We start from the raw sequence: 20,343 nt of genomic DNA, 5'->3' as shown, positions 1-20,343 counted from the left end.
AAAAGTATAGAATTGTAAATAGTGTAAAAAATCCTAGAACAAAATCCCATCACTGGCAAGCAAAGCAAGGAGGTTGCTGTGGCACGGACTATCCCGCTAGAGAGAGTGCGAAACATCGGAATCGCCGCTCACATAGACGCGGGCAAAACAACGACAACAGAAAGAATCCTGTTCTATACGGGAGTCGCTCATAAACTGGGCGAAGTCCACGACGGAACGGCAATTACCGACTGGATGGAACAGGAACGGGAGCGAGGAATCACCATCACCGCCGCCGCCATCAGTACCAGTTGGCAAGATCATCGCATCAACATCATTGATACCCCTGGCCACGTCGATTTCACCATTGAAGTGGAACGTTCCATGCGGGTACTCGATGGCGTGGTGGCGGTTTTCTGCTCTGTTGGTGGTGTACAACCCCAATCGGAAACCGTCTGGAGACAAGCCGATCGGTACAAAGTACCCCGGATTGCCTTTATCAACAAAATGGACAGAACGGGAGCGAACTTCTTCAAAGTTTACGAACAATTAAGAGATCGCCTTAGAGCTAACGCCGTTCCCATCCAAATGCCGATCGGCGCAGAAAGCCAACTGAGCGGGATCGTTGATCTCGTCAAGATGCGCGCCTATATATATAAGGACGATCTAGGCAAAGACATAGAAGAAACCGACATTCCCGAAGACTTATTGAAAAAGGCCGAAGAATTCCACGTGCAGCTGGTGGAGGCTGTAGCGGAAGCCGATGAAGAACTCCTAGAAAAATATCTAGAAGGTGAAGAACTCACCGAAGCCGAAATCAAACGCGGTCTCAGAGAAGGGACGATTGCTGGTACAATTGTTCCCGTCCTCTGCGGCTCGGCTTTCAAAAACAAAGGGGTACAACTGCTCCTCGATGCCGTTGTCGATTATCTGCCCTCACCCTCGGAAGTAGCCGCCGTTAAAGGGATTCTTCCCGATGGCAGCGAGGCAATCCGGGAAGCCAAGGACGATGCGCCCTTCTCTGCTCTCGCCTTCAAAATCATGGCCGATCCCTTCGGTCGTTTAACCTTCCTACGGGTCTATTCCGGTGTACTAGCTAAAGGCAGCTACGCCTACAACTCCACCAAAGGAACCAAAGAACGGATCGCTCGCCTGATCGTCCTCAAATCCAACGAACGGATCGAAGTGGATGAACTGCGCGCCGGTGATCTAGGAGCGGCGATCGGACTGAAAAACACCATTACAGGGGATACCCTCTGTGATGATAAGAACCCGATTATTCTAGAATCCCTCTTTATCCCCGAACCGGTTATCTCCGTGGCGGTGGAACCGAAAACCAAACAGGACATCGAGAAACTCAGCAAAGCTCTGCAAGCTCTCTCCGATGAAGATCCCACCTTCCGGGTCAAAGTTGATCCCGAAACCAATCAAACGGTAATCGCCGGGATGGGAGAACTGCACCTGGAAATCCTCGTCGATCGGATGCTGCGGGAATACAAAGTCGAAGCGACGGTGGGCGCTCCCCAGGTGGCCTATCGGGAAACTGTGCGGAAACCTGTACGGGCCGAGGGTAAATTTATCCGTCAAAGTGGCGGTAAAGGGCAGTACGGCCACGTCGTAATCGAACTGGAACCGGGTGAACCGGGGTCAGGCTTTGTCTTCGTCTCCAAAATTGTCGGTGGTGCTATCCCCAAAGAATACATCAACCCGTCAGAACAAGGGATGAAAGAAGCTTGCGAATCGGGGATCGTAGCGGGTTATCCTGTCATCGACCTGAAAGCAACCCTGGTAGATGGTTCTTTCCACGATGTGGACTCCTCCGAGATGGCCTTTAAGATTGCCGGTTCCATGGCGATCAAAGAAGCGGTGATGAAAGCTGCCCCCGTTCTCCTAGAACCAATGATGAAAGTCGAAGTGGAAGTACCCGAAGACTTCATCGGTAACGTCATCGGTGATCTTAACTCCCGTCGGGGACAAATCGAAGGCCAAGAAACCGAGGCTGGCATCGCCAAAGTCTCCGCTAAAGTCCCCCTAGCGGAAATGTTTGGTTACGCCACTGATATTCGCTCTAAAACCCAAGGACGGGGCATCTTCACCATGGAATTTAGCCATTACGAAGAAGTCCCCCGCAACGTGGCTGAGGCGATTATCACCAAAAGTAAAGGGAACGGTTAATCAGTGACCAGTGAGCAGTGGGGATAAACCGATCATTTAAATTCGATCGGTCAACCCTAATAACTGCTAACTTAAAACTGATCTCTGGTGACTGATTAATGTTCACCCGGCTGAAGAAGAAAAAAAAACAAAGGAACAGAAAGTAAATGGCACGCGCTAAATTTGAACGGACGAAACCCCACGTTAACATCGGTACGATCGGTCACGTTGACCACGGCAAAACTACCCTCACCGCCGCTATCACTATGACCCTAGCGGCTCTGGGTAATGCCCAAGCTAGAAAATATGATGAAATCGATGCCGCTCCCGAAGAAAAGGCTCGCGGGATCACCATTAACACCGCTCACGTTGAGTACGAAACCGCTGATCGCCACTATGCACACGTGGACTGCCCCGGCCACGCCGACTATGTAAAAAACATGATCACCGGTGCGGCACAGATGGACGGTGGTATTCTCGTGGTCTCGGCCGCCGATGGCCCGATGCCCCAAACCAGGGAACATATCCTGCTGGCTCGTCAGGTGGGTGTACCTAACCTGGTGGTCTTCCTCAACAAAAAAGATATGGTGGATGATGAGGAGTTACTGGAACTCGTGGAACTGGAAGTGCGCGAACTTCTCACCAGTTACGACTTTGCTGGCGACGATATCCCCATTATTGCCGGTTCTGCGAAAGAAGCCCTCGACTACATGACCAAAAATCCCAAGGCCCAAAAAGGCGATAACGAGTGGGTGGACGCAATTTATGAATTAATGGACGCGGTGGATAGCTATATCCCCACCCCTGAACGGGATATCGATAAACCCTTCCTGATGGCGGTAGAAGACGTATTCTCGATTACTGGTCGGGGGACGGTGGCTACCGGTCGGATCGAACGCGGTAAGGTGAAAGTGGGTGATAACGTGGAATTGGTCGGGATCAGAGCAACTCGCCCCACCACCGTCACCGGGATCGAAATGTTCAAGAAAAGTCTTGACGAAGGGATGGCAGGTGACAACGCTGGTATCCTCCTGCGTGGTATCCAAAAAACCGACATCGAGCGCGGCATGGTGATCGCTAAACCGGGTACAATCAAACCCCACACCCAGTTTGAGGGGGAGGTGTATGTGTTAACTGCAGGAGAAGGTGGTCGTCACACTCCTTTCTTTAAAGAATATCGTCCTCAGTTCTATGTACGCACAACCGACGTAACTGGCACTATCAAAGACTACACCGCCGATGATGGCAGCACTGTAGAAATGGTCATGCCGGGAGACCGGATCAAAATGACCGTGGAACTGATCAACCCGATCGCTATTGAACAGGGTATGCGCTTCGCTATTCGCGAAGGTGGTCGCACCATCGGTTCCGGCGTTATCTCGAAAATTATCAAGTAGGCTAATCTACTAATTAACGGGGCAGTGAATTTAAAAGCTGCTCCGTTACTGTCTTTATTTTGTACCTTGACAATTGCAATAGGTGAAATTATGGCTACGCTACAACAACAGAAAATTCGCATTCGTTTGAAAGCTTTTGACCAGCGCTTACTCGATACTTCCTGTGAGAAGATTGTCGATACTGCCAATAGAACTAACGCCACAGCGATCGGACCGATTCCCCTACCGACAAAAAGAAAGATTTATTGTGTCCTGCGTTCCCCTCACGTTGACAAGGACTCCCGTGAACATTTTGAAACCCGCACCCATCGCCGCATTATTGATATTTACCAACCCTCTTCTAAGACAATCGATGCCTTGATGAAATTAGATTTACCCGCAGGGGTTGATATTGAAGTTAAATTGTAAAAAATGCCAAAAAGATGTTATCGCTAACATCTTTTTTTCTTCCCCACTATCCCATAACTTTTAAACAGGATTTTTGATAAAAGGAAGTTATTAAAAGAAGGGCAGTACAATTGGTAGGGGTGCATCACCAAAGATGCCCAGATCGCTAAACCGTTTGTAGGGGAAAACCTAAAGCTTCTCGTTGCTGTAAATACAATTGAGCAACCTGTCGAGCTAAATTGCGAATTCTGCCGATATAACGGGTTCTTTCAGCTACAGCAATCACACCTCTAGCATCGAGTAAATTAAAAGTATGGGAACATTTGAGAACATAATCTAGACTGGGAATCACCAGAGAGCGATCGATTAATTGTTTAGCTTCCTGTTCATATAAACTGAATAAACTAAATAATAACTCAGGATTAGAAGCCTCAAAATTGTAGGTACATTGTTCGATTTCATTTTGTAGAAAAATGTCACCGTAGAGGATATTTTCATTCCATTGAATTTTATTAATTGCCTCCACATCTTGCAGATACATGGCTAATCTTTCTAAACCGTAGGTAATTTCGATCGCCACGGGACGACAATCGATACCTCCACACTGTTGAAAGTAGGTAAATTGGGTGATTTCCATCCCATCTAACCACACTTCCCAACCCACACCCCAAGCACCGAGGGTGGGAGATTCCCAGTTATCTTCCACGAAGCGAATATCGTGATCTTCTGGGTTAATTCCTAACACCCTCAGGGAGTCTAAATAGATATCCTGAATATTATCAGGAGAGGGTTTAATTAGGACTTGATATTGATAGTAATGCTGAAAACGATTGGGATTTTCGCCATAACGGCCATCCGTAGGACGACGACAGGGTTCCACATAGGCAACGGCCCAAGGTTCCGGACCAATTGCCCTTAAAAAAGTGTGGGGACTCATGGTTCCTGCACCTTTTTCGGTATCATAGGGTTGAGCAACCAAACAACCGCGATCAGCCCAAAATTCATTTAATTTAGCGATAACAGCCTGGAAAGTTAGAGACATGGGAAAAAGTAAAAAAGCGGGTTAGGGGTTGGGGAAGTGGGAATTATAAATTATCAATTATAAATTATGAATTATAAATTATAAATTGGGAAGTGGGGAAGTGGGGAGCTTTTCAGTGATCAGTAAACTGATAACTGATAACTGATAACTGACGGTTAAATTCATTGACTTACTTTTAACTGTAAGCGAAAGTGGACGGGGGTAGAAGACTGGGGGAGAATAACTAATTCATAAAATCCCTCTTCGGGTAATTGACCAGACCATTGCCGATCGCTAGACTTATCTAAAAGGGTAATATTACCCGTGGGAGAGTAGAAAGATAGTAAAACTTCGCCTTCCGCCTCTAAATTTAAGTTTAACCGATCACTGGAACGCAATTTTATTGCATAGGCTTTTCCTTGTCCCTCGCTGAGAATTGCCTCGATAACTTCCTCCCCCCCCGCGTCTAAACTTTCGATCGCTTGGTAGGATAGGCCAGACTGTAAAGATTGTAACTGATTCCAGGCCAAACCACTCCATAGTTGACCCAGGCTTGTTTCAAAACTTGGTCTTTCTGTCAATTCGGGAAATAACTGAAAAAAGGCAGTATCAGTGAGTAAATTAAAGACTCTACCGCTTAAGCGTAATTGATTCACTTGTTCTCGCCATTTTTCTCGCTGTTGCTCGTTGTAGCTACTTAATGCTTCTCTAGTGCCAGAATCGAGACGTTCTAAGCGATCGAGTATTTCTGCTCCTAGAATGTCTCTTTGTTCCTGTTTCTGTTTTTCCTCTTTGATATCCCCATAGCGGAGGTTAAACAATTCATTGACGAGATTTTTAAAAAACTGACTATCAATTCCCAACTCTAGACGACGCTTTCTCATCTCAGTTTTCCGTTGCCATGCCGTATCTGTGGCAGAATTAAAATTATTTTCCTCCGTGGCAAAAACTGGTTTAACGGTTTCGTGTTGATTGCTGTGTTTAACCCACTGTTTCCCAATTAACCAGCCTATTGCCGCCGATAATAACATCAAGAGGCAAAAAATAGCGATTCTGCCAGAACAGCCGAGAAAAACGGGCGATTTATTCCGAGAATTGGCGGCCATTGTCTTCTTAGACGATTTAGGGTTTTGGTCTGTAAAGATGAGATTAACACAAATAATAGGCTAAGACGCATTTTAATCGCCTATCCTGAGATTCGCCGAATCTTCCCCAATCCCTTCACCAATGCAAAAATGAAAAGCATCATTGAGAAATTGTTTGAAAATAGGGAATAAATTGTGAAAAAATTAAATGAACCTTCAGACCGATCACAATTAACCCCAAAGAAGTCAAAAATCCCCCTTCAGAACCCCGTGACACTAATAACTAATAACTGAATAAAACTACATTCCCATAATTTCGTAACCGGAATCTACATAAATAATCTGACCGGTAATACCACTAGAAAGATCACTGGCTAAAAAAGCGGCCGTATTTCCTACCTCAATTTGTGTCACGGTGCGATGTAAAGGAGCGATTTCTTCCACATGATGGATCATATCAAGAATTCCCCCCACGGCCGAAGATGCTAAGGTGCGAATTGGACCGGCAGAAATACCATTAACTCGGATCTTTTGGCCACCTAATTCCGCAGCTAAATAGCGAACACTCATTTCTAAACCGGCTTTTGCCACCCCCATTAAATTATAGTTAGGAATTACCTTGACACCGCCGAGATAGGTAAGAGTGATAATACTTCCCCCTTCCGTCATCAAGGGTTTAGCCGATCGCGCTAGACGGGTTAGGGAAAAAGTGCTAATATCTAGGGATTTAGTGAAAGCTTCCCGGGGGATGGCGGTAAAATCGCCCGTTAAACCCTCTTTATCGGCAAAAGCGAGACAGTGAATCAAAATATCCAGTTTACCCCATTTTTCCGCCACTGTAGCGAAAGTATCTTCTACCTGTTGGTCATTTTGGACATCGCAGGGGACATAAAAAGCGGGATTAAGTTCATCGGCCAATTCTCGCACTTTTTTCTCAAAACGGCCTTTTTCGTCGGGGAGATAGGTGACACCGATATTTGCACCAGCTTGATGGAGTTGTTGAGCAATTCCCCAAGCGATCGAGCGATTATTGGCAATTCCTGTCACTAGGGCGTTTTTTCCCGTTAAATCTAACATAGTTCTCGTTTCTCTTACAAAAATCTCCCCAATAGCCGACCCCAGCGAGATTCGGTATAATAGGGATACAGATAACGGGGCAGCAATGATCACCCCTCCCCTATTGTCTGGCAAAAAGCGCCCAAAACTTTTCCCAGTTTAGCGAGCGGTTGTGTTTAATAGAGGTGACACTCGTTGGATAATAAAAACAATTTTCCCCTTTTTTGGATGTGAGATGGACTTATCATTAATACAAGATAAACCCCTAGCAGATGTGTTCCGTCGAATCGGCAGCGGCAATTTCCCCCCGGTGGTGGAGTTGTTCGAGCGTGGCAAAACGATCTTTTTCCCGGGAGATCCCGCCGAAAGAGTCTATTTTTTGCTGAAAGGAGCCGTTAAGTTATCGCGAGTCTATGAAGCGGGAGAGGAAATTACCGTGGCTCTACTGCGGGAAAATAGCGTCTTTGGTGTGCTATCCTTACTGACTGGTCAGCGATCGGATCGTTTTTATCATGCCGTGGCTTTTACTCCGGTAGAATTACTCTCGGCCCCGATCGAGCAGGTAGAAAGATCCCTCCGCAATAATCCCGATTTATCAATGTTGATGCTGCAGGGTTTGTCCTCGCGGATTCTGCAAACGGAAATGATGATCGAAACCTTAGCTCACCGGGATATGGGTTCACGTTTGGTCAGTTTTTTATTAATTCTCTGTCGTGATTTTGGGGTTCCCACCACCGATGGCATCCGGGTGGATCTAAAATTGTCTCACCAAGCGATCGCAGAAGCGATCGGTTCTACCCGCGTCACTGTCACCCGTTTATTGGGAGAGCTGCGGGATCAAGAAATGGTCTCAATTTACAAGAAGAAAATTACCGTCCATAATCCCGTCGCTCTCAGTCAACAATTTACCTAAATTCTGGATGACTAGCGCTTATATTTTAGTTTTGGCCATCGTGGTTTTAGGTGGTCTGATAGCTGCGGTTGGCGATCGCATAGGTAGCCGTATCGGTAAGAAAAGGATGCGTTTATTTAATCTGCGTCCGAAACAAACCGCAACTTTGATGACGATTGTAACGGGAATTTTGATCGCCGGTTCGACTTTAATTGTCTTATTTGCTTCTAGTAAATCCCTGCGTCAAGGGGTTTTTGAACTGGATCGCCTGTTAAATGAACGTCGTGCCGCTATCAAAGATTTAGAAAGTCAGGTAAGAAAAACCACCGAACAAAAAAATCGAGTGGAAAAGGCTTTAAAAACGGCTAAAAGTGAACAGATAGCTGTGCAGAAACGTCTAGAGGTTCTTAATAAAAATTATCAAGCTTCTCGTCAACGTTTGCGATTAGTTTCGGGACAGTTGGAAAAGTTTCGCAAGGAAGTGGCTAATTTAAATAATGAACGAGTCATTTTAACTAATCAAAAGGCACAGTTAACCAGTCAACGGGATCAATTGTCCCAACAAAAATCAATTCTTTCTAGTCAGATCAATCAACTACAAACCACCGTTCAAGTTAGAGATAAAGAGTTAGCTAATCAACAAAAATTATTAACAACCAGACAAGCGCGACTTCAACAGTTGGAAACTCAACAAAAAACCCTACAGCTAGAAATTGATCGCCGGGATCAACGTATTGGAGAACTCGATCGATCGATTGTGGATAAAAATTTTGCTTTGGAACAGCGCGAGGGAAAATTAAAAGATTTAGAAACCCAAATGGCTTTTCTTAAGCGGGAAGTGGAAGTTTTAGAACAATACTATCAAACCTATCAAGAATTGCGGGAAAAACAAATCGCTATTTTCCGGGGACAGGTGTTATCTTTTGGAGCTTTTCGTATTGTCGATCCCCAAGCTATTGTCGCTGTTATTGATAAGTTATTGCGGGAAGCGAATATAAATGCTATCCGTGCCACCCAACCGAATCAGCCTAATTTTGACCAGCGTTTAGTTAAGATCACAAAAGCACAGGTAGAACAGTTAAGTCAACAATTACAGGACGGTAAAGAATATGTGGTGAGAATCCTTTCCGCAGGTAATTATGTCTTAGGAGAAAGCGAGATTCGTGTCTTTGCTGATGTGGTTCCCAATCAAAGAGTTTTTGAGGAGAAACAGGTGATCGCTACCGTTTCTATTGATCCCCAAAATATGACAGAAGAAGACCTACAAAAGCGATTAGATTTACTCTTAGCTTCGGCTCAATTTCGCGCTAGAAGTGCGGGAGTTTTAGGGTCAATTCAAGTGGAAGATGGTTTATTAACTACGGTAGTTAACTTTATTGGTCAAGTGAAAAAGTCGGGTAATTCTATCGAGACACTTGAGGCAGTTGCTGCTAGTAAAACTAATACATCTGGACCTTTAACTTTGCGTTTAGTAGCGGTAAAAGATGGTAAAATTGTTTTTAGTACGTCTTCTTAAAAGATAGCTAAAGTTAGGATTTGAGATTAAAATCAACTCCTTCGTAAATATCGGCAAGATTTAAGCTAATTCCTAAAGAATCTAGGGATATAATTCCCCTTGCTGGGGTGTATTCTTGCAGTAACCAATTATTTTCCGAGGTTTTGCTATAGGATTCTATTAGTATCTCCTCTTGACTGACGAGAAGATATTGGTTTAATTGGGGTATAGAACGATAATAACGAAATTTATCACCCCGATCATAACCAGAGGTGGAAGGGGATAAAACTTCGATAATTACACAGGGATTTAAAATTTCATCGTTGCGATTATCACTAAATAATGGTTCCCCAGCAATGATCATTAAATCTGGGTATAAACCGCGATTATACTGGGGTATCCATAGTCGTAAATCACTGGGAAAGACTTCATAAATAGTTTTCCTTAAAGCATTGTCTAACAAGCGAATTAAATTGCGTACCAGTCGATTATGATTGATGCTTCCCCCTGTCATCTCGATAATTTCTCCGTCGTGATATTCCTGTTTAGTTTCCGCTCTAGTTTCTAAATTACGATATTCTTCTAAGCTGAGGGTTTTGGTAGGAGATTGAGTCAACATTTTCTCTGTCACAGAATTTTTAATCCTCCCGATTATAACCTAGATCACAGAAAAAAGGTTATCATTCATCAATTATTCTTCAATTAAAATCAACTCCTTCGTAAATATCGGCAAGATTTAAGCTAATTCCTAAAGAATCTAGGGATATAATTCCCCTTGCTTGGGTGTATTCTTGCAGCAACCAATTATTTTCTGAGGTTTTGCTATAGGATTCTATTAATATCTCCCCTTGACTGACGAGAAGATATTGGTTTAATTGGGGTATAGAACGATAATAACGAAATTTATCACCCCGATCATAACTAGAGGTGGAAGGGGATAAAACTTCGATAATTACACAGGGATTTAAAATTTCATCGTTGCGATTATCACTAAATAATGGTTCCCCAGCAATGATCATTAAATCTGGGTATAAACCGCGATTATACTGGGGTATCCATAGACGTAGATCGCTAGATTGAAGACGATAATTAGTTCCTCTTAAAGCTAATTTTAGCAGGACAATAAGATTAATGAGAATACTATTATGATTGATGCTTCCCCCTGTCATCTCGATAATTTCCCCGTCGTGATATTCGTGTTTAACCTCGGCAATGGTTTCTAAATTACGATATTCTTCTAAGCTGAGGGTTTTGGGAGGAGATTGAGTCAACATTTTTCCAGATTAGATATTCTTTTATTTAATCATAACACAATTAATGCTACCTATTTAATTCTAATTCCCCTTGGAGAAAATCAACAAATTGTCTGGCAGTTCTTCCCGATCGCCCATTATGTTGGGTTGCCCATTGTTTGGCACGAAATTCTAAGTCTTCTAAGCTAATTTTTAATTTAGCTAAACTGGCTAAATGACGCACTATTTCCAGATACTTTTCTTGATTAGCTGGTTCAAAAGTTAGGGTTAAACCAAAGCGATCACTAAAGGATAATTTTTCTTGTACTGTGTCCCAATTATGCACTTCATCCCCATCTTTTGGTCGGGGTCGATCGGCAAAAAATTCTCTGACTAAATGTCGGCGATTAGAAGTGGCATAAACTACGACATTTTTCGGTCTAGCGGTGATACTTCCCTCTAAAACAACCTTTAAAGCTTTAAAAGCTTCATCATCTTCTTCAAAGGATAAATCATCGACAAAGATAATAAATTTTTGCGGTAAATATCGCAGAATTTCAATAATTAATGGTAGGTCTTTTAATTGGGATTTGGCCACTTCAATTAAGCGCAATCCTTGACTATGGTATTTTTGCAATAATCCCTTGACTAGAGAGGATTTTCCCGAACCACGACTGCCATAGAGTAGCACATTTAAAGCGGGATAACCTGCTAATAAAAACTCAGTGTTTTTAATCAAGGTTTCCTTGGGCATTTCATAACCGACTATTTCTTGAATCTGCACGGGATCGGGATGAGTAATTCCTTGTAATCGACCTTCTTGCCACCTTAAAGCTTGATAACGGGCAAAAATTCCCGTACCACATTCGCGATAATAATCTGCTAAATCTTCAACTAATTCCCTCCAATCTAAACCGGAATGTAAAAAACTTTCTAATTTATTGTCCATTTCCCAAGCGGGGAAACTGAGAAATTTAATTTGTTCCAAAATTGTCGAATTGCTGAGGCTATAAATGCTAGAATTATAGAGAGATTGAAGGATAGATAAATCCTGTTTCACGCCATTAATTAAAGATTCGGGTAACTCCCAAAAACTTTTTTTCTGTACCTGTTGACTAAAGGGATTGTCATCTAATAAAATTTGTTCGACTAGAAAATCATTCCAACTGATATCTTTAGATGCTAAAGCTTGAAACCATTGACCATAGGCTTTAAAAAAATCGGCAATATTATCCGTAGATAATAGGGTAATAAATGCCTTGCCAATAGCATTATCAAAAACCCCTTGATACAAAACTAACAAGCTGACTTTTTGGTAAATTTCAGAAATCATTTTTTATTCTCCACTAATAACTAACATTTCATGGCTGTTTTTTTGTAATTCCTAATTCGATTTAATAATTGCCGTCCTGTAGCTAAGGGAATGCCAATCAGTTGTTATTATATCAAGATAGGTTAATCTTTGCAAAATTAAGGTTAAAAAAGGGAAAATACCTACCGACTAATTCCCCAGATTTCTTGAATTGATTCTCGATGGAATTGATAACCTATAGCAATTATCTTAATGGTGAGGTACGAGGTTTTCGTTTTGGGGAGACGGTGGACGATACCCTGTCGGGCTACACTTCCTCTTGATGAGAAACGTTATATTTGATAAAATTTAACCAATCTTGGATTTCCTGTCCTAACCAGAGACATTCATCCTCGCGGAGATTTTGACCGATAAGATAATAATTTTTAGCCGTCCGCAGACGAATCTGATAGTTGCCTTCCGTGCCGTTGCTATGGAGAAAAATACCCCATAAATCTTGAGTTTTGAAAGCAAATTTTTTGTAGATAAAATTGAAAAGTTTATATTTAATTAAAACTTCTTGAGGTGTAAGAATTAATTGCATCTCACGCAAACAAATAAAACCAATTAGAGCTATAATAAAGGTAAGAATAGGGGAGATAAAAACAGTGACAGTAAGGACAATCGCCAAAGAGCAGAGGGTAGGCGCATCGGAAGGTAGCTTAATTGTTGGTGGTAAATTAATCTCTAAATTATCCCGGTGTTTAGCGATACGGATGGAACTGTGGGGAGGTTTTGGTAATTTCTTAGGATCGATTAAACTTGATACTTGGCGATAGTAGGGATGTTGGAGAAATTTCAGGGCTTCTCTGGCACTTTTAAACCGCTTTTCTACCGCCATATCGGTCATAGTTTCTAACCAATCGATTAAATCATCATCGATTGTCACCAGTTGGCGAAACTGAATTTTAGAGTCGCGATGGGGCAGTTCTATCGGCACAATTCCCGTCAATAAATGAATTAAAGTCATACCCAAGGCATATAAATCAGAACCCGGAACTGCTCGGCCCCAAAATTGTTCTAGGGGTGCATAACCACTCGTCCCCACCACGGTAAAAGTAACTCCCGTCACTGCACCCCTGGACTGGACTGCACCAAAATCCACTAAATAAACGTTATTTTCCGAGTTAATAATTAAATTACTAGGTTTAATATCTCGATGTAATACTGGGGGCGATAATTCATGCAAATAGATGAGAATTTCGAGAACTTCTTGGGCAATATTCCGAATTACCGTAGCGGTGAAACGTTGCCCCCTTTCTAAGTGATCACTTAAGGATTCTCCCGGTATATAATCTTGTACAAGTACAAACCAAGGAATCCCGTCACCTTGATTTTTATCGAGGGAAAAATAATCGCGATAGCGGGGAATACGGGGATGATGGAGAGAAGCTAAGACGGCTGCCTCCCGTTCAAATAATTTTAATTCTTCCCACTCCATCTGGGGACTAAAAGCGAGGAGTTTAATAATTACCGATTCCTGAGATAATACATCGGTAGCTAACCAAGTTTGACGACCGATAGCGGTATTTCCCAGGCGTTGTTGTAGTCGGTAACGTTCCGCTAAAAAAGAATCAGAAGTAAAGGTCATAGTGGCTTTTCCCTTATTTAGACCTGTTTTTTGTCAGTAAAACTGCTGTGGAGGTACTAATTAATATTGATTTGTTTTTTTTCTGTCCAACAAAGGGCGATTCCCTTTTCTTTGTAGGAAGATTCTCCGACAAAGATAGGATATAATTCAGATTCACCACGATAGATAATTTCCTGACCATCAAATCCTAGAAAAATCGGTTGATTGGGTTGAATTGCCTGATAATCTCGTTGGAGAATCTGAGGATGTAACATGGCTTTAATTTCACCCTGTTCATCCCTAGGATAATCGATCGATCCTAAACGTTGGTAAACTGTTAGGGATTCGCTGAAAGTATCGAGATGGGCAGCGAGATAATTTTCCTGTTCGATATAGTCTAGGATTTGATAGATAAGTGTTTCGGTTTGACGAAAAAGATAGGGACAGATGACACCATGGTTAATTGGACCGATTTCTAGGGTAAAAGCTAGGGGACAAATTCCTTTCAGAAAATGATTTTCTTCCTCGCTGACGGGATGATAAATTAAGCGCACATCAGGATTAATTTTAGTCAGATAGGTAAAGAGTTTTAATAGCCAAGGATGGGGATTAGAATAAATAATCGCCAGCATCATGTTAGATGTGGTGCTGTGAATATCGATTAATAAATCAATGAATTTTTCTCGGATTTCTTTGACTATTTTTTTGGCTCGTTTTTGTTCGTATTGCTGACAATCGGGATTCACTAAATTTTTCTGGTTAAAACAACGATTTAAATCCGTATCGATATATCTAACTCGTTGCTTTAGGGCCAAGGGGTTAGCGATGAGACTGTGGGATTGAAAACTGCTGCGAGCAATAAGATTAGGTGACTTTTGTAGGTATTTAACCAAATAAGCGGGAGTTAGTTCATTGCCATGCACACCGGCAATTAAAGCCAGATTTTTAATAGTAGTTTTCTGATCGATCATTTTTTATAAGTTTTGAGAATTTGTAATTATTTATCTAGGGCAAAATTGCCGTAATTAAATAACAATTATAAGCCTTAAAAAAGGGTAGTCTAGAGGGGCAGGTTTGCCAACCCACCCCTATAACTGATTTAGAAAAACCAACCGTAGGAATGAAGACCTTTACCTAAAAGATTCACTCCTAAATAACATACCCAAACCACAACAAAACCACTCGCTGCTAGAATAGCTGGTTTTCTTCCCTGCCATCCCCGGGTAATGCGGGCATGGAGATAAGCGGCAAACACTAACCAAGTGATTAGCGCCCAAGTTTCTTTCGGATCCCAACTCCAATAGGAACCCCAAGCTTCATTCGCCCAAACTGCTCCGGCGATGATACCGATAGTGAGAAGGGGAAAACCGAGACCAATGACCCGATAACTGATATTATCGAGGGTTTCCGCCAAGCTAAGACGTTGGGGCGAAAGAGTCGCCATCGCTGTTAGGGTGGGAGTTAAAAGGGCGGTTGTGCCACCGTTAGCCGTTTCCATGAAAACTGGCGCAGAAAGAGTGGTAGATAACTTATTTTGGAGACGATAGGCCCCCGTACCCACGGAACTGCCTTTTAACTCGATATTTTGACCTCTCGTGACGATCAGAAAAGCGATCGCCATCAGGGAACCCACCATCAAAGCAGCATAACTTAACATCATGACGCTAACGTGCATCATCAACCAATTCGATTTTAAAGCCGGAACCAAGGGCGCCGAAGTTTGCATTTCTCCGGGTAAGGACAAAGTGGCAAAAGCAGTAATCCCCATGGCTACAGGAGTCGTCACCACCCCCACCAGGCGACTGCGGCTAGTGTACTCAGCAATTAAATGAACCGCAGTTACACCCCAAGCGAGAAAGAATAAAGATTCGTAAAGATTGCTAATGGGGAAATAACCCGCTTCTAACCAACGCGCTCCCAATAAAGCGGCGATACAGAGGTTAGCGATGGCCACTCCTGTGCTGCCCAGGCCCGGCAACAAAGGTATGCTAGGAAAGGCTGTCCCGGCCCAATAAACCAGCATGGTTAAAAACAGGACTAAAAAAGAAGTGTTATCGAGAAAGTTCTCTAAGCTAACTAAATTCATGGGATTTCTCTCGTTTGTCGCTCGCTCGCTACCAAGTATTCCATCCTCTATCCTATCCCATCGGTAAGGCGATCGAGATAGGGAATTGTTAGTATGAACTTTGCATTTTCACTCTGACCCACCCTAAAAATTATGACTAATCAAGAAGATAATCAATTTTCCTGGTCACGGTTGCCGCGGTTAGGCAAAATCCTGATCATTTGTTCTGGTGTTGCCGCTTTAGGCTATTTTCTTATCCCTCGTCCCTCAGAATTATCCAATATTCCCCTCGAACCCTACAGCGAATTTATCAATAAAGTGGAACGGGGCGACATCAGTAGGGTCAGAATTGGCAATCAAGTCATCTTGTATCAATTAAAAAATCCTTTAGAATCCCTGGCTATTCCGGGTAATCCCCCCCTTAATCCCCCAGAATCAAGTAATCCCTTTCACAGTGATTCTAGTTCTCTGGCCAGCAAACCAAGCAGTAATCTAGCCCCCGGACGAGTATTGGCCACAATTCCAGTCGATAACCCCCAATTACCCCAACTATTACAGCAAAAAGGCGTAATATTCGAGGCGATTCCCGTAGCCGAAAACAGTTGGATCAGCACTCTCCTCGCTTGGGTGGTTCCCCCCTTAATTTTAGTCGCCGCTATGCAGTTTCTGCTCTATCGCAACGATGACACGCGTAAATCGCTGCTTTTTAACAAAAATCTCGCTAAAGTTTACGGAGACGACGAAAAATATCCGATTACCTTCACTGATGTGGCCGGGGCCGAGGAAGCAAAAACCGAGTTAAAGGAAATCGTCGAATTTCTCAAGGATGCCGAGCGCTTTAATAAAATTGGGGCGCGTATTCCTAAGGGTGTTCTCTTGGTCGGACCGCCGGGGACAGGAAAAACCCTCTTAGCAAAAGCGGTCGCGGGAGAAGCGGGAGTAACTTTTTTTAGCATTTCGGCCTCGGAATTCGTGGAATTATTTGTCGGCACTGGGGCAGCCCGAGTGCGGGATCTATTTGCCCAAGCGAAGAAAAATGCCCCTAGCATCATTTTTATTGATGAATTGGACGCGATCGGTAAATCAAGAAGTTCGGGATCGGGAACTAGCGGCAGTAATGATGAGCGCGAGCAGACTTTAAACCAACTTTTGACAGAAATGGACGGTTTTAGCCCCAAAGAAGCCGTCGTCATCGTTTTAGCCGCCACCAATCGCCCGGAGACTCTTGATGCCGCTTTATTGCGTCCGGGGCGCTTTGATCGCCAAGTTTTGGTGGATCGTCCCGATTTAGCGGGAAGATTGGCAATTTTGGAAATATACGCCCAACGAGTCCAGATGGGTGAAGATGTTAACCTCAAAGCGATCGCCACCCAAACCCCCGGTTTTGCCGGTGCCGATTTAGCCAACCTCGTCAATGAGGCTGCTCTCTTGGCTGCCCGTAATAATCGGGAAAAAGTCAGTCAAATCGACTTTAAAGAGGCGATAGAAAGAGTTATCGCTGGTTTAGAAAAGAAAAGTCGGGTTTTATCGGAAAAAGAAAAGAAAATCGTCGCTTATCACGAGGTCGGCCATGCTTTAGTTGGTGCTGTTATGCCGGGAGGTGGTCGCGTCGAGAAAATTTCCATCGTTCCCCGGGGTTTATCCGCTTTGGGTTATACCCTGAAAATTCCCACGGAAGACCGTTTTTTGATGACAGAAACCGAATTTAAAGAACAAATTACTATGTTATTGGGCGGTCGGGCAGCCGAAGAATTAATCTTTGGCAGTGTCACTAATGGTGCTTCCGATGATTTACAAAGGGCGACGGATATTGCGGAAAGAATGGTGACAATTTATGGTATGAGTAAATCCCTGGGTCCCCTAGCCTACGATAAAACGGGACAGGCTAATTTTTTAGGTAATAATCAGGGTAGTCCCCGGCGTTCGATCGGGGAAAATACGGCGAAAGTGATCGATGAAGAGGTTAAACAAATTATCGACGCTAGTTACCAAAAAGCCCTAGCAATTCTTAGTTATAACCGCAATTTATTAGAGTCGATTACCGCTAATCTTTTGACCACGGAAGTAATCGAAGGAGAAGAATTGCAAGAGTTATTAAATCAAGCGCAAATGGTCTGAGCAATCCTCATAAACAGGGTCTGCTGAAAAAGTTTTTCGTGGGGACAGGGTGTGGGGTGTGGGGTGTGGGGTGTGGGGTGTGGGGTGTAGGTTTTTACAGATTCTTATCTGATCAATTACCTAATTTTCAGAGAAAAAGTACCTTAATTTTCCCCCGATCACTCCCAGAACTGGTACTTTTTGATTGACAAAAAGTCTAAAAGTATTAGCCAAAAAGGTTTTTAGATTTATCCAGCAATCCTCATAAATAGTCCAGAATATCTAACTTAAGGAGAAGACAGAATCAAAGCATTAGAAAATTGATATTTCCCTGCTTTGACGGTTAATTTGCCCTCTTTCCATCCCAAAGAAACGGGAGAGTTATCTCGACTTAAACTGTTATAAAGGGCGAAATTTTTTGACCAATCGTGCTTTTGACCGTTACGAATTAACATCGGCAGTAGATTGATTTGATTATAGGTAAATTGTAAACTCTGCCCTTGACTGCCTTTAAATAAAACCCTGCCTTGCTTAATTTGAGTTAAATTTACTTGACTTTTTTGCTTAAATATGCTCTTGAAATTCTCATAACTACCCTGGGTTGCCGCTTCCCCCACTTCCAGAGCAAAACCCGCATAATTGTTACCTGTGGGTAAAGCTTGGTAGGTATTATCATCGGGATAAGGGGAATTAGGAATCTCGATCATTTCAGGAGAAGAAAGATTTATTAATCTCAGGGCTAACCAAGTTTTTTCTAATTGAATAAACCAGATATTATCATCTTTTTCTACCTTGGCAGTTTTCGGTAATTGCCAGAAAAAAGCTTGGTCTGCTGGACGTAACCAGATTAAAAGATTACGATATTGTCCGATTTCATCCCCGGGATTTTTGCCCGGTTTTACGCCATTTTTGCCAGTGTTAGCCACAAAAAAATCCACTCCTTTGTGTTGATTAAAGGCCATTAATTTAAACGGAGCCACATCGCCATCGGGGAAAGTTCCCGTCAGACTACCCATTTGATAACTAGCCCCAATAAATTGAGTTTCCCAATAACCCGGACTCTGATTATTGCCCGGTTTCCAGTTTTCATATAGGGGTTTACTGGCGAGAATTTCTACCGGTTTATTAAAGTTTTTTCGGGCTAATTCCATCACTGCTAAAGGAGGACGATAACCACTGGTAATTAGATAAAGAGAGTCCAATTCTGGACGATTATTGGTGACGGGAGTATCACCAAAGTATAACCAAAAAGTGCGACCTGCGTGTGATCGCATTACGCCATGGCCATCACCATAATCACGTTTTACAGGGCCACCCCAACCACCCCGATAATATTTAACACTAGCGGCCATGGATAACCAATCTAAGGCCATTTTTGCCCATTGTTTAACTTCCGTATCTTGAGAAAAATCGTAGAGATTGAGATAGGCAGCAAAGGTATGACCTTGATAAACTTCTGAATCCCATTCTCCCATCCCGATGTTATATAAAGCTGAAACGTAGCGCTTAATTTTACTTTTATAAAGTTGACGAGTTGCCTCATTTCCTGTTTCTTCGGCCATCAGATAAACCGATGTTTCGCGCATCGCTCGCAGGTTATCAGTATTGCGACTATCTACCCATAAACCCCGTCTTTTCATACTCCAATCATTACCCGTTCCTTGGCCGGTGCCGTGGATAGGATGGGGCCGTTGTAAAGGGTCGGTTTCTGTCCAAATTTTCGCCGCATTATACATTCTCTGACGATAAACTGGATCGAGATACTTTCCGAGCAGAAAATATTTTCTAATTTGTCCTTTTAGGGTAAAAGAAAAATAATAATCTATATAATCAGTGTGGGACTGTTCCCGTTTTTGTGGGTCATCCTGCTGCAGGAAATCTAGGGCTTTTTGCCTGTTTCCTGCCAAGAAATCAAACATGGCCATAGCATAGGATTTTTTCTCGTTTTCTCCCCACAAATTGCCATAACTTTCTGCCCCAGCAAAATGGTTAATAACTTGCTTTGCCCTTTGTTGAAATTCTGCCTCTAATTCCGGTGTCCAATCGTTAAGATATTGGGCTTCAACTTCGGCAACAGGGAAGGAAGCGATCAAGTTTTGAGAAACAGAAGAGAGGGAATTAAAGCCTACAGTAAATAGGGCAATTATTCCCGCTAAAATTAGATATTTAATTCTAGATCCAATCGTCATCTTCGGCAAATTCATCGATGTTTCCTTGATTTTCTGGGGTCTGAGTTTGATTCTCTTTATCTAATTGTAAAGGAACTGGTTCAGGAGCGATAATTTCTGGTAATAATTCTTCGGGTTTTTGACCATCTACCTCCACCACAATTATTTCTGTGACGGGAAACCAAAGTATCCGGCCTTGATCATCACAAACAGTCACCGATCGCGATTTATCTGGAGTCTCGGTTGCGAAGAAATCTCCTAACATTTTGGTGGGTAAAATATTCTTACTTTCACCCCCACTAACTCCTAGGAATATATATTCGTTACCTGTGGTCAAATGTTGAACAATAATCGCCATAGTTAAAAGGTTTTAGTCAATGAAATGTACTGATTG

At 42.9% G+C, this 20,343-nt stretch carries 17 protein-coding genes; 6 read left to right on the top strand and 11 right to left on the bottom strand.

The genetic code is table 11. From position 1 onward, the window contains the following. Positions 1–78: 78 nt before the first annotated feature. From fusA to rpsJ, 3 genes are all read left to right on the top strand, one after another. Entirely contained in the window at positions 79–2,154 is a 2,076-nt protein-coding gene (gene fusA, locus ACQY1X_RS09030; RefSeq protein ID WP_430015611.1) for an elongation factor G, read from the top strand. A 146-nt stretch (positions 2,155–2,300) separates the two neighbouring features. Further along, positions 2,301–3,530: an elongation factor Tu gene (gene tuf / locus ACQY1X_RS09025; RefSeq protein ID WP_430014430.1), complete on the top strand. Its 1,230-nt coding sequence runs from the start codon at positions 2,301–2,303 to the stop codon at positions 3,528–3,530. A gap of 90 nt (positions 3,531–3,620) precedes the next feature. Beyond that, complete coding sequence (gene rpsJ / locus ACQY1X_RS09020) at positions 3,621–3,938, top strand: 30S ribosomal protein S10 (protein ID WP_002740287.1); 318 nt, start codon at positions 3,621–3,623, stop codon at positions 3,936–3,938. A gap of 145 nt (positions 3,939–4,083) precedes the next feature. Here rpsJ and glyQ read toward each other — a convergent pair whose 3' ends face one another. The 3 genes from glyQ to fabI form a co-directional block, all read right to left on the bottom strand. Beyond that, complete coding sequence (gene glyQ / locus ACQY1X_RS09015; protein WP_002771993.1) at positions 4,084–4,959, bottom strand: glycine--tRNA ligase subunit alpha; 876 nt, start codon at positions 4,957–4,959, stop codon at positions 4,084–4,086. Positions 4,960–5,120: 161 nt separating this feature from the next. Beyond that, positions 5,121–6,044 carry a serine/threonine protein kinase gene (locus ACQY1X_RS09010; protein ID WP_430015610.1) on the bottom strand — a complete coding sequence of 308 codons (924 nt, stop codon included), beginning with the start codon at positions 6,042–6,044 and terminating at the stop codon, positions 5,121–5,123. A 279-nt stretch (positions 6,045–6,323) separates the two neighbouring features. Then, positions 6,324–7,100 (bottom strand): enoyl-ACP reductase FabI, encoded by a 777-nt coding sequence (gene fabI / locus ACQY1X_RS09005; RefSeq protein WP_002740281.1) that lies wholly within the window; start codon positions 7,098–7,100, stop codon positions 6,324–6,326. Positions 7,101–7,314: 214 nt separating this feature from the next. Here fabI and ntcA point away from each other — a divergent pair, with 214 nt between their 5' ends. Together ntcA and ACQY1X_RS08995 are read left to right on the top strand one after the other, a co-directional pair. Continuing rightward, a complete protein-coding gene (gene ntcA, locus ACQY1X_RS09000) occupies positions 7,315–7,992 on the top strand; it encodes a global nitrogen regulator NtcA (RefSeq protein ID WP_002750097.1) in 678 nt (225 codons plus the stop codon). Between the two features lie 7 nt (positions 7,993–7,999). Further along, positions 8,000–9,487, top strand: coding sequence for a DUF3084 domain-containing protein (locus ACQY1X_RS08995; protein ID WP_430014428.1), 1,488 nt, complete (start codon positions 8,000–8,002; stop codon positions 9,485–9,487). A gap of 13 nt (positions 9,488–9,500) precedes the next feature. On the opposite strand, the gene ACQY1X_RS08990 is transcribed toward ACQY1X_RS08995, so the two are convergent. The 6 genes from ACQY1X_RS08990 to ccsB all read right to left on the bottom strand — a co-directional run bounded on the left by ACQY1X_RS08990 (position 9,501) and on the right by ccsB (position 15,705). Beyond that, the gene (locus ACQY1X_RS08990) at positions 9,501–10,085 is read right to left on the bottom strand and encodes a Uma2 family endonuclease (RefSeq protein WP_430015732.1); all 585 of its coding nucleotides are present in this window, start codon (positions 10,083–10,085) and stop codon (positions 9,501–9,503) included. 79 nt (positions 10,086–10,164) lie between these two features. After that, a complete protein-coding gene (locus ACQY1X_RS08985) occupies positions 10,165–10,740 on the bottom strand; it encodes a Uma2 family endonuclease (RefSeq protein WP_002750100.1) in 576 nt (191 codons plus the stop codon). A 46-nt stretch (positions 10,741–10,786) separates the two neighbouring features. Next, entirely contained in the window at positions 10,787–12,031 is a 1,245-nt protein-coding gene (locus tag ACQY1X_RS08980) for an ATP-binding protein (protein WP_430015609.1), read from the bottom strand. 286 nt (positions 12,032–12,317) lie between these two features. Continuing rightward, positions 12,318–13,640, bottom strand: coding sequence for a serine/threonine protein kinase (locus ACQY1X_RS08975; RefSeq protein ID WP_430015608.1), 1,323 nt, complete (start codon positions 13,638–13,640; stop codon positions 12,318–12,320). A 56-nt stretch (positions 13,641–13,696) separates the two neighbouring features. After that, positions 13,697–14,590: an aspartoacylase gene (locus tag ACQY1X_RS08970; RefSeq protein WP_430014425.1), complete on the bottom strand. Its 894-nt coding sequence runs from the start codon at positions 14,588–14,590 to the stop codon at positions 13,697–13,699. 128 nt (positions 14,591–14,718) lie between these two features. Further along, positions 14,719–15,705, bottom strand: coding sequence for a c-type cytochrome biogenesis protein CcsB (gene ccsB / locus ACQY1X_RS08965; RefSeq protein ID WP_002750103.1), 987 nt, complete (start codon positions 15,703–15,705; stop codon positions 14,719–14,721). 132 nt (positions 15,706–15,837) lie between these two features. On the opposite strand from ccsB, the gene ftsH reads away from it, so the two are divergent. Continuing rightward, positions 15,838–17,802 carry an ATP-dependent zinc metalloprotease FtsH gene (gene ftsH / locus ACQY1X_RS08960; RefSeq protein WP_287232125.1) on the top strand — a complete coding sequence of 655 codons (1,965 nt, stop codon included), beginning with the start codon at positions 15,838–15,840 and terminating at the stop codon, positions 17,800–17,802. Between the two features lie 266 nt (positions 17,803–18,068). On the opposite strand, the gene ACQY1X_RS08955 is transcribed toward ftsH, so the two are convergent. Next, on the bottom strand, positions 18,069–19,985 hold the full coding sequence (locus ACQY1X_RS08955) for a hypothetical protein (protein ID WP_430014424.1): 1,917 nt from the start codon (positions 19,983–19,985) through the stop codon (positions 18,069–18,071). Then, complete coding sequence (locus tag ACQY1X_RS08950) at positions 19,954–20,307, bottom strand: hypothetical protein (protein WP_002739676.1); 354 nt, start codon at positions 20,305–20,307, stop codon at positions 19,954–19,956. The genes ACQY1X_RS08955 and ACQY1X_RS08950 overlap by 32 nt, the downstream gene beginning before the upstream one ends. Positions 20,308–20,343: the final 36 nt, after the last annotated feature.

Source organism: Microcystis protocystis FBCC-A270 (assembly GCF_050500235.1).
Classification (GTDB): Bacteria; Cyanobacteriota; Cyanobacteriia; order Cyanobacteriales; family Microcystaceae; genus Microcystis; species Microcystis ichthyoblabe_A.
Note: the sequence above shows the minus strand (reverse complement) of the source record. Positions and strands in the feature narration are given on the sequence as shown.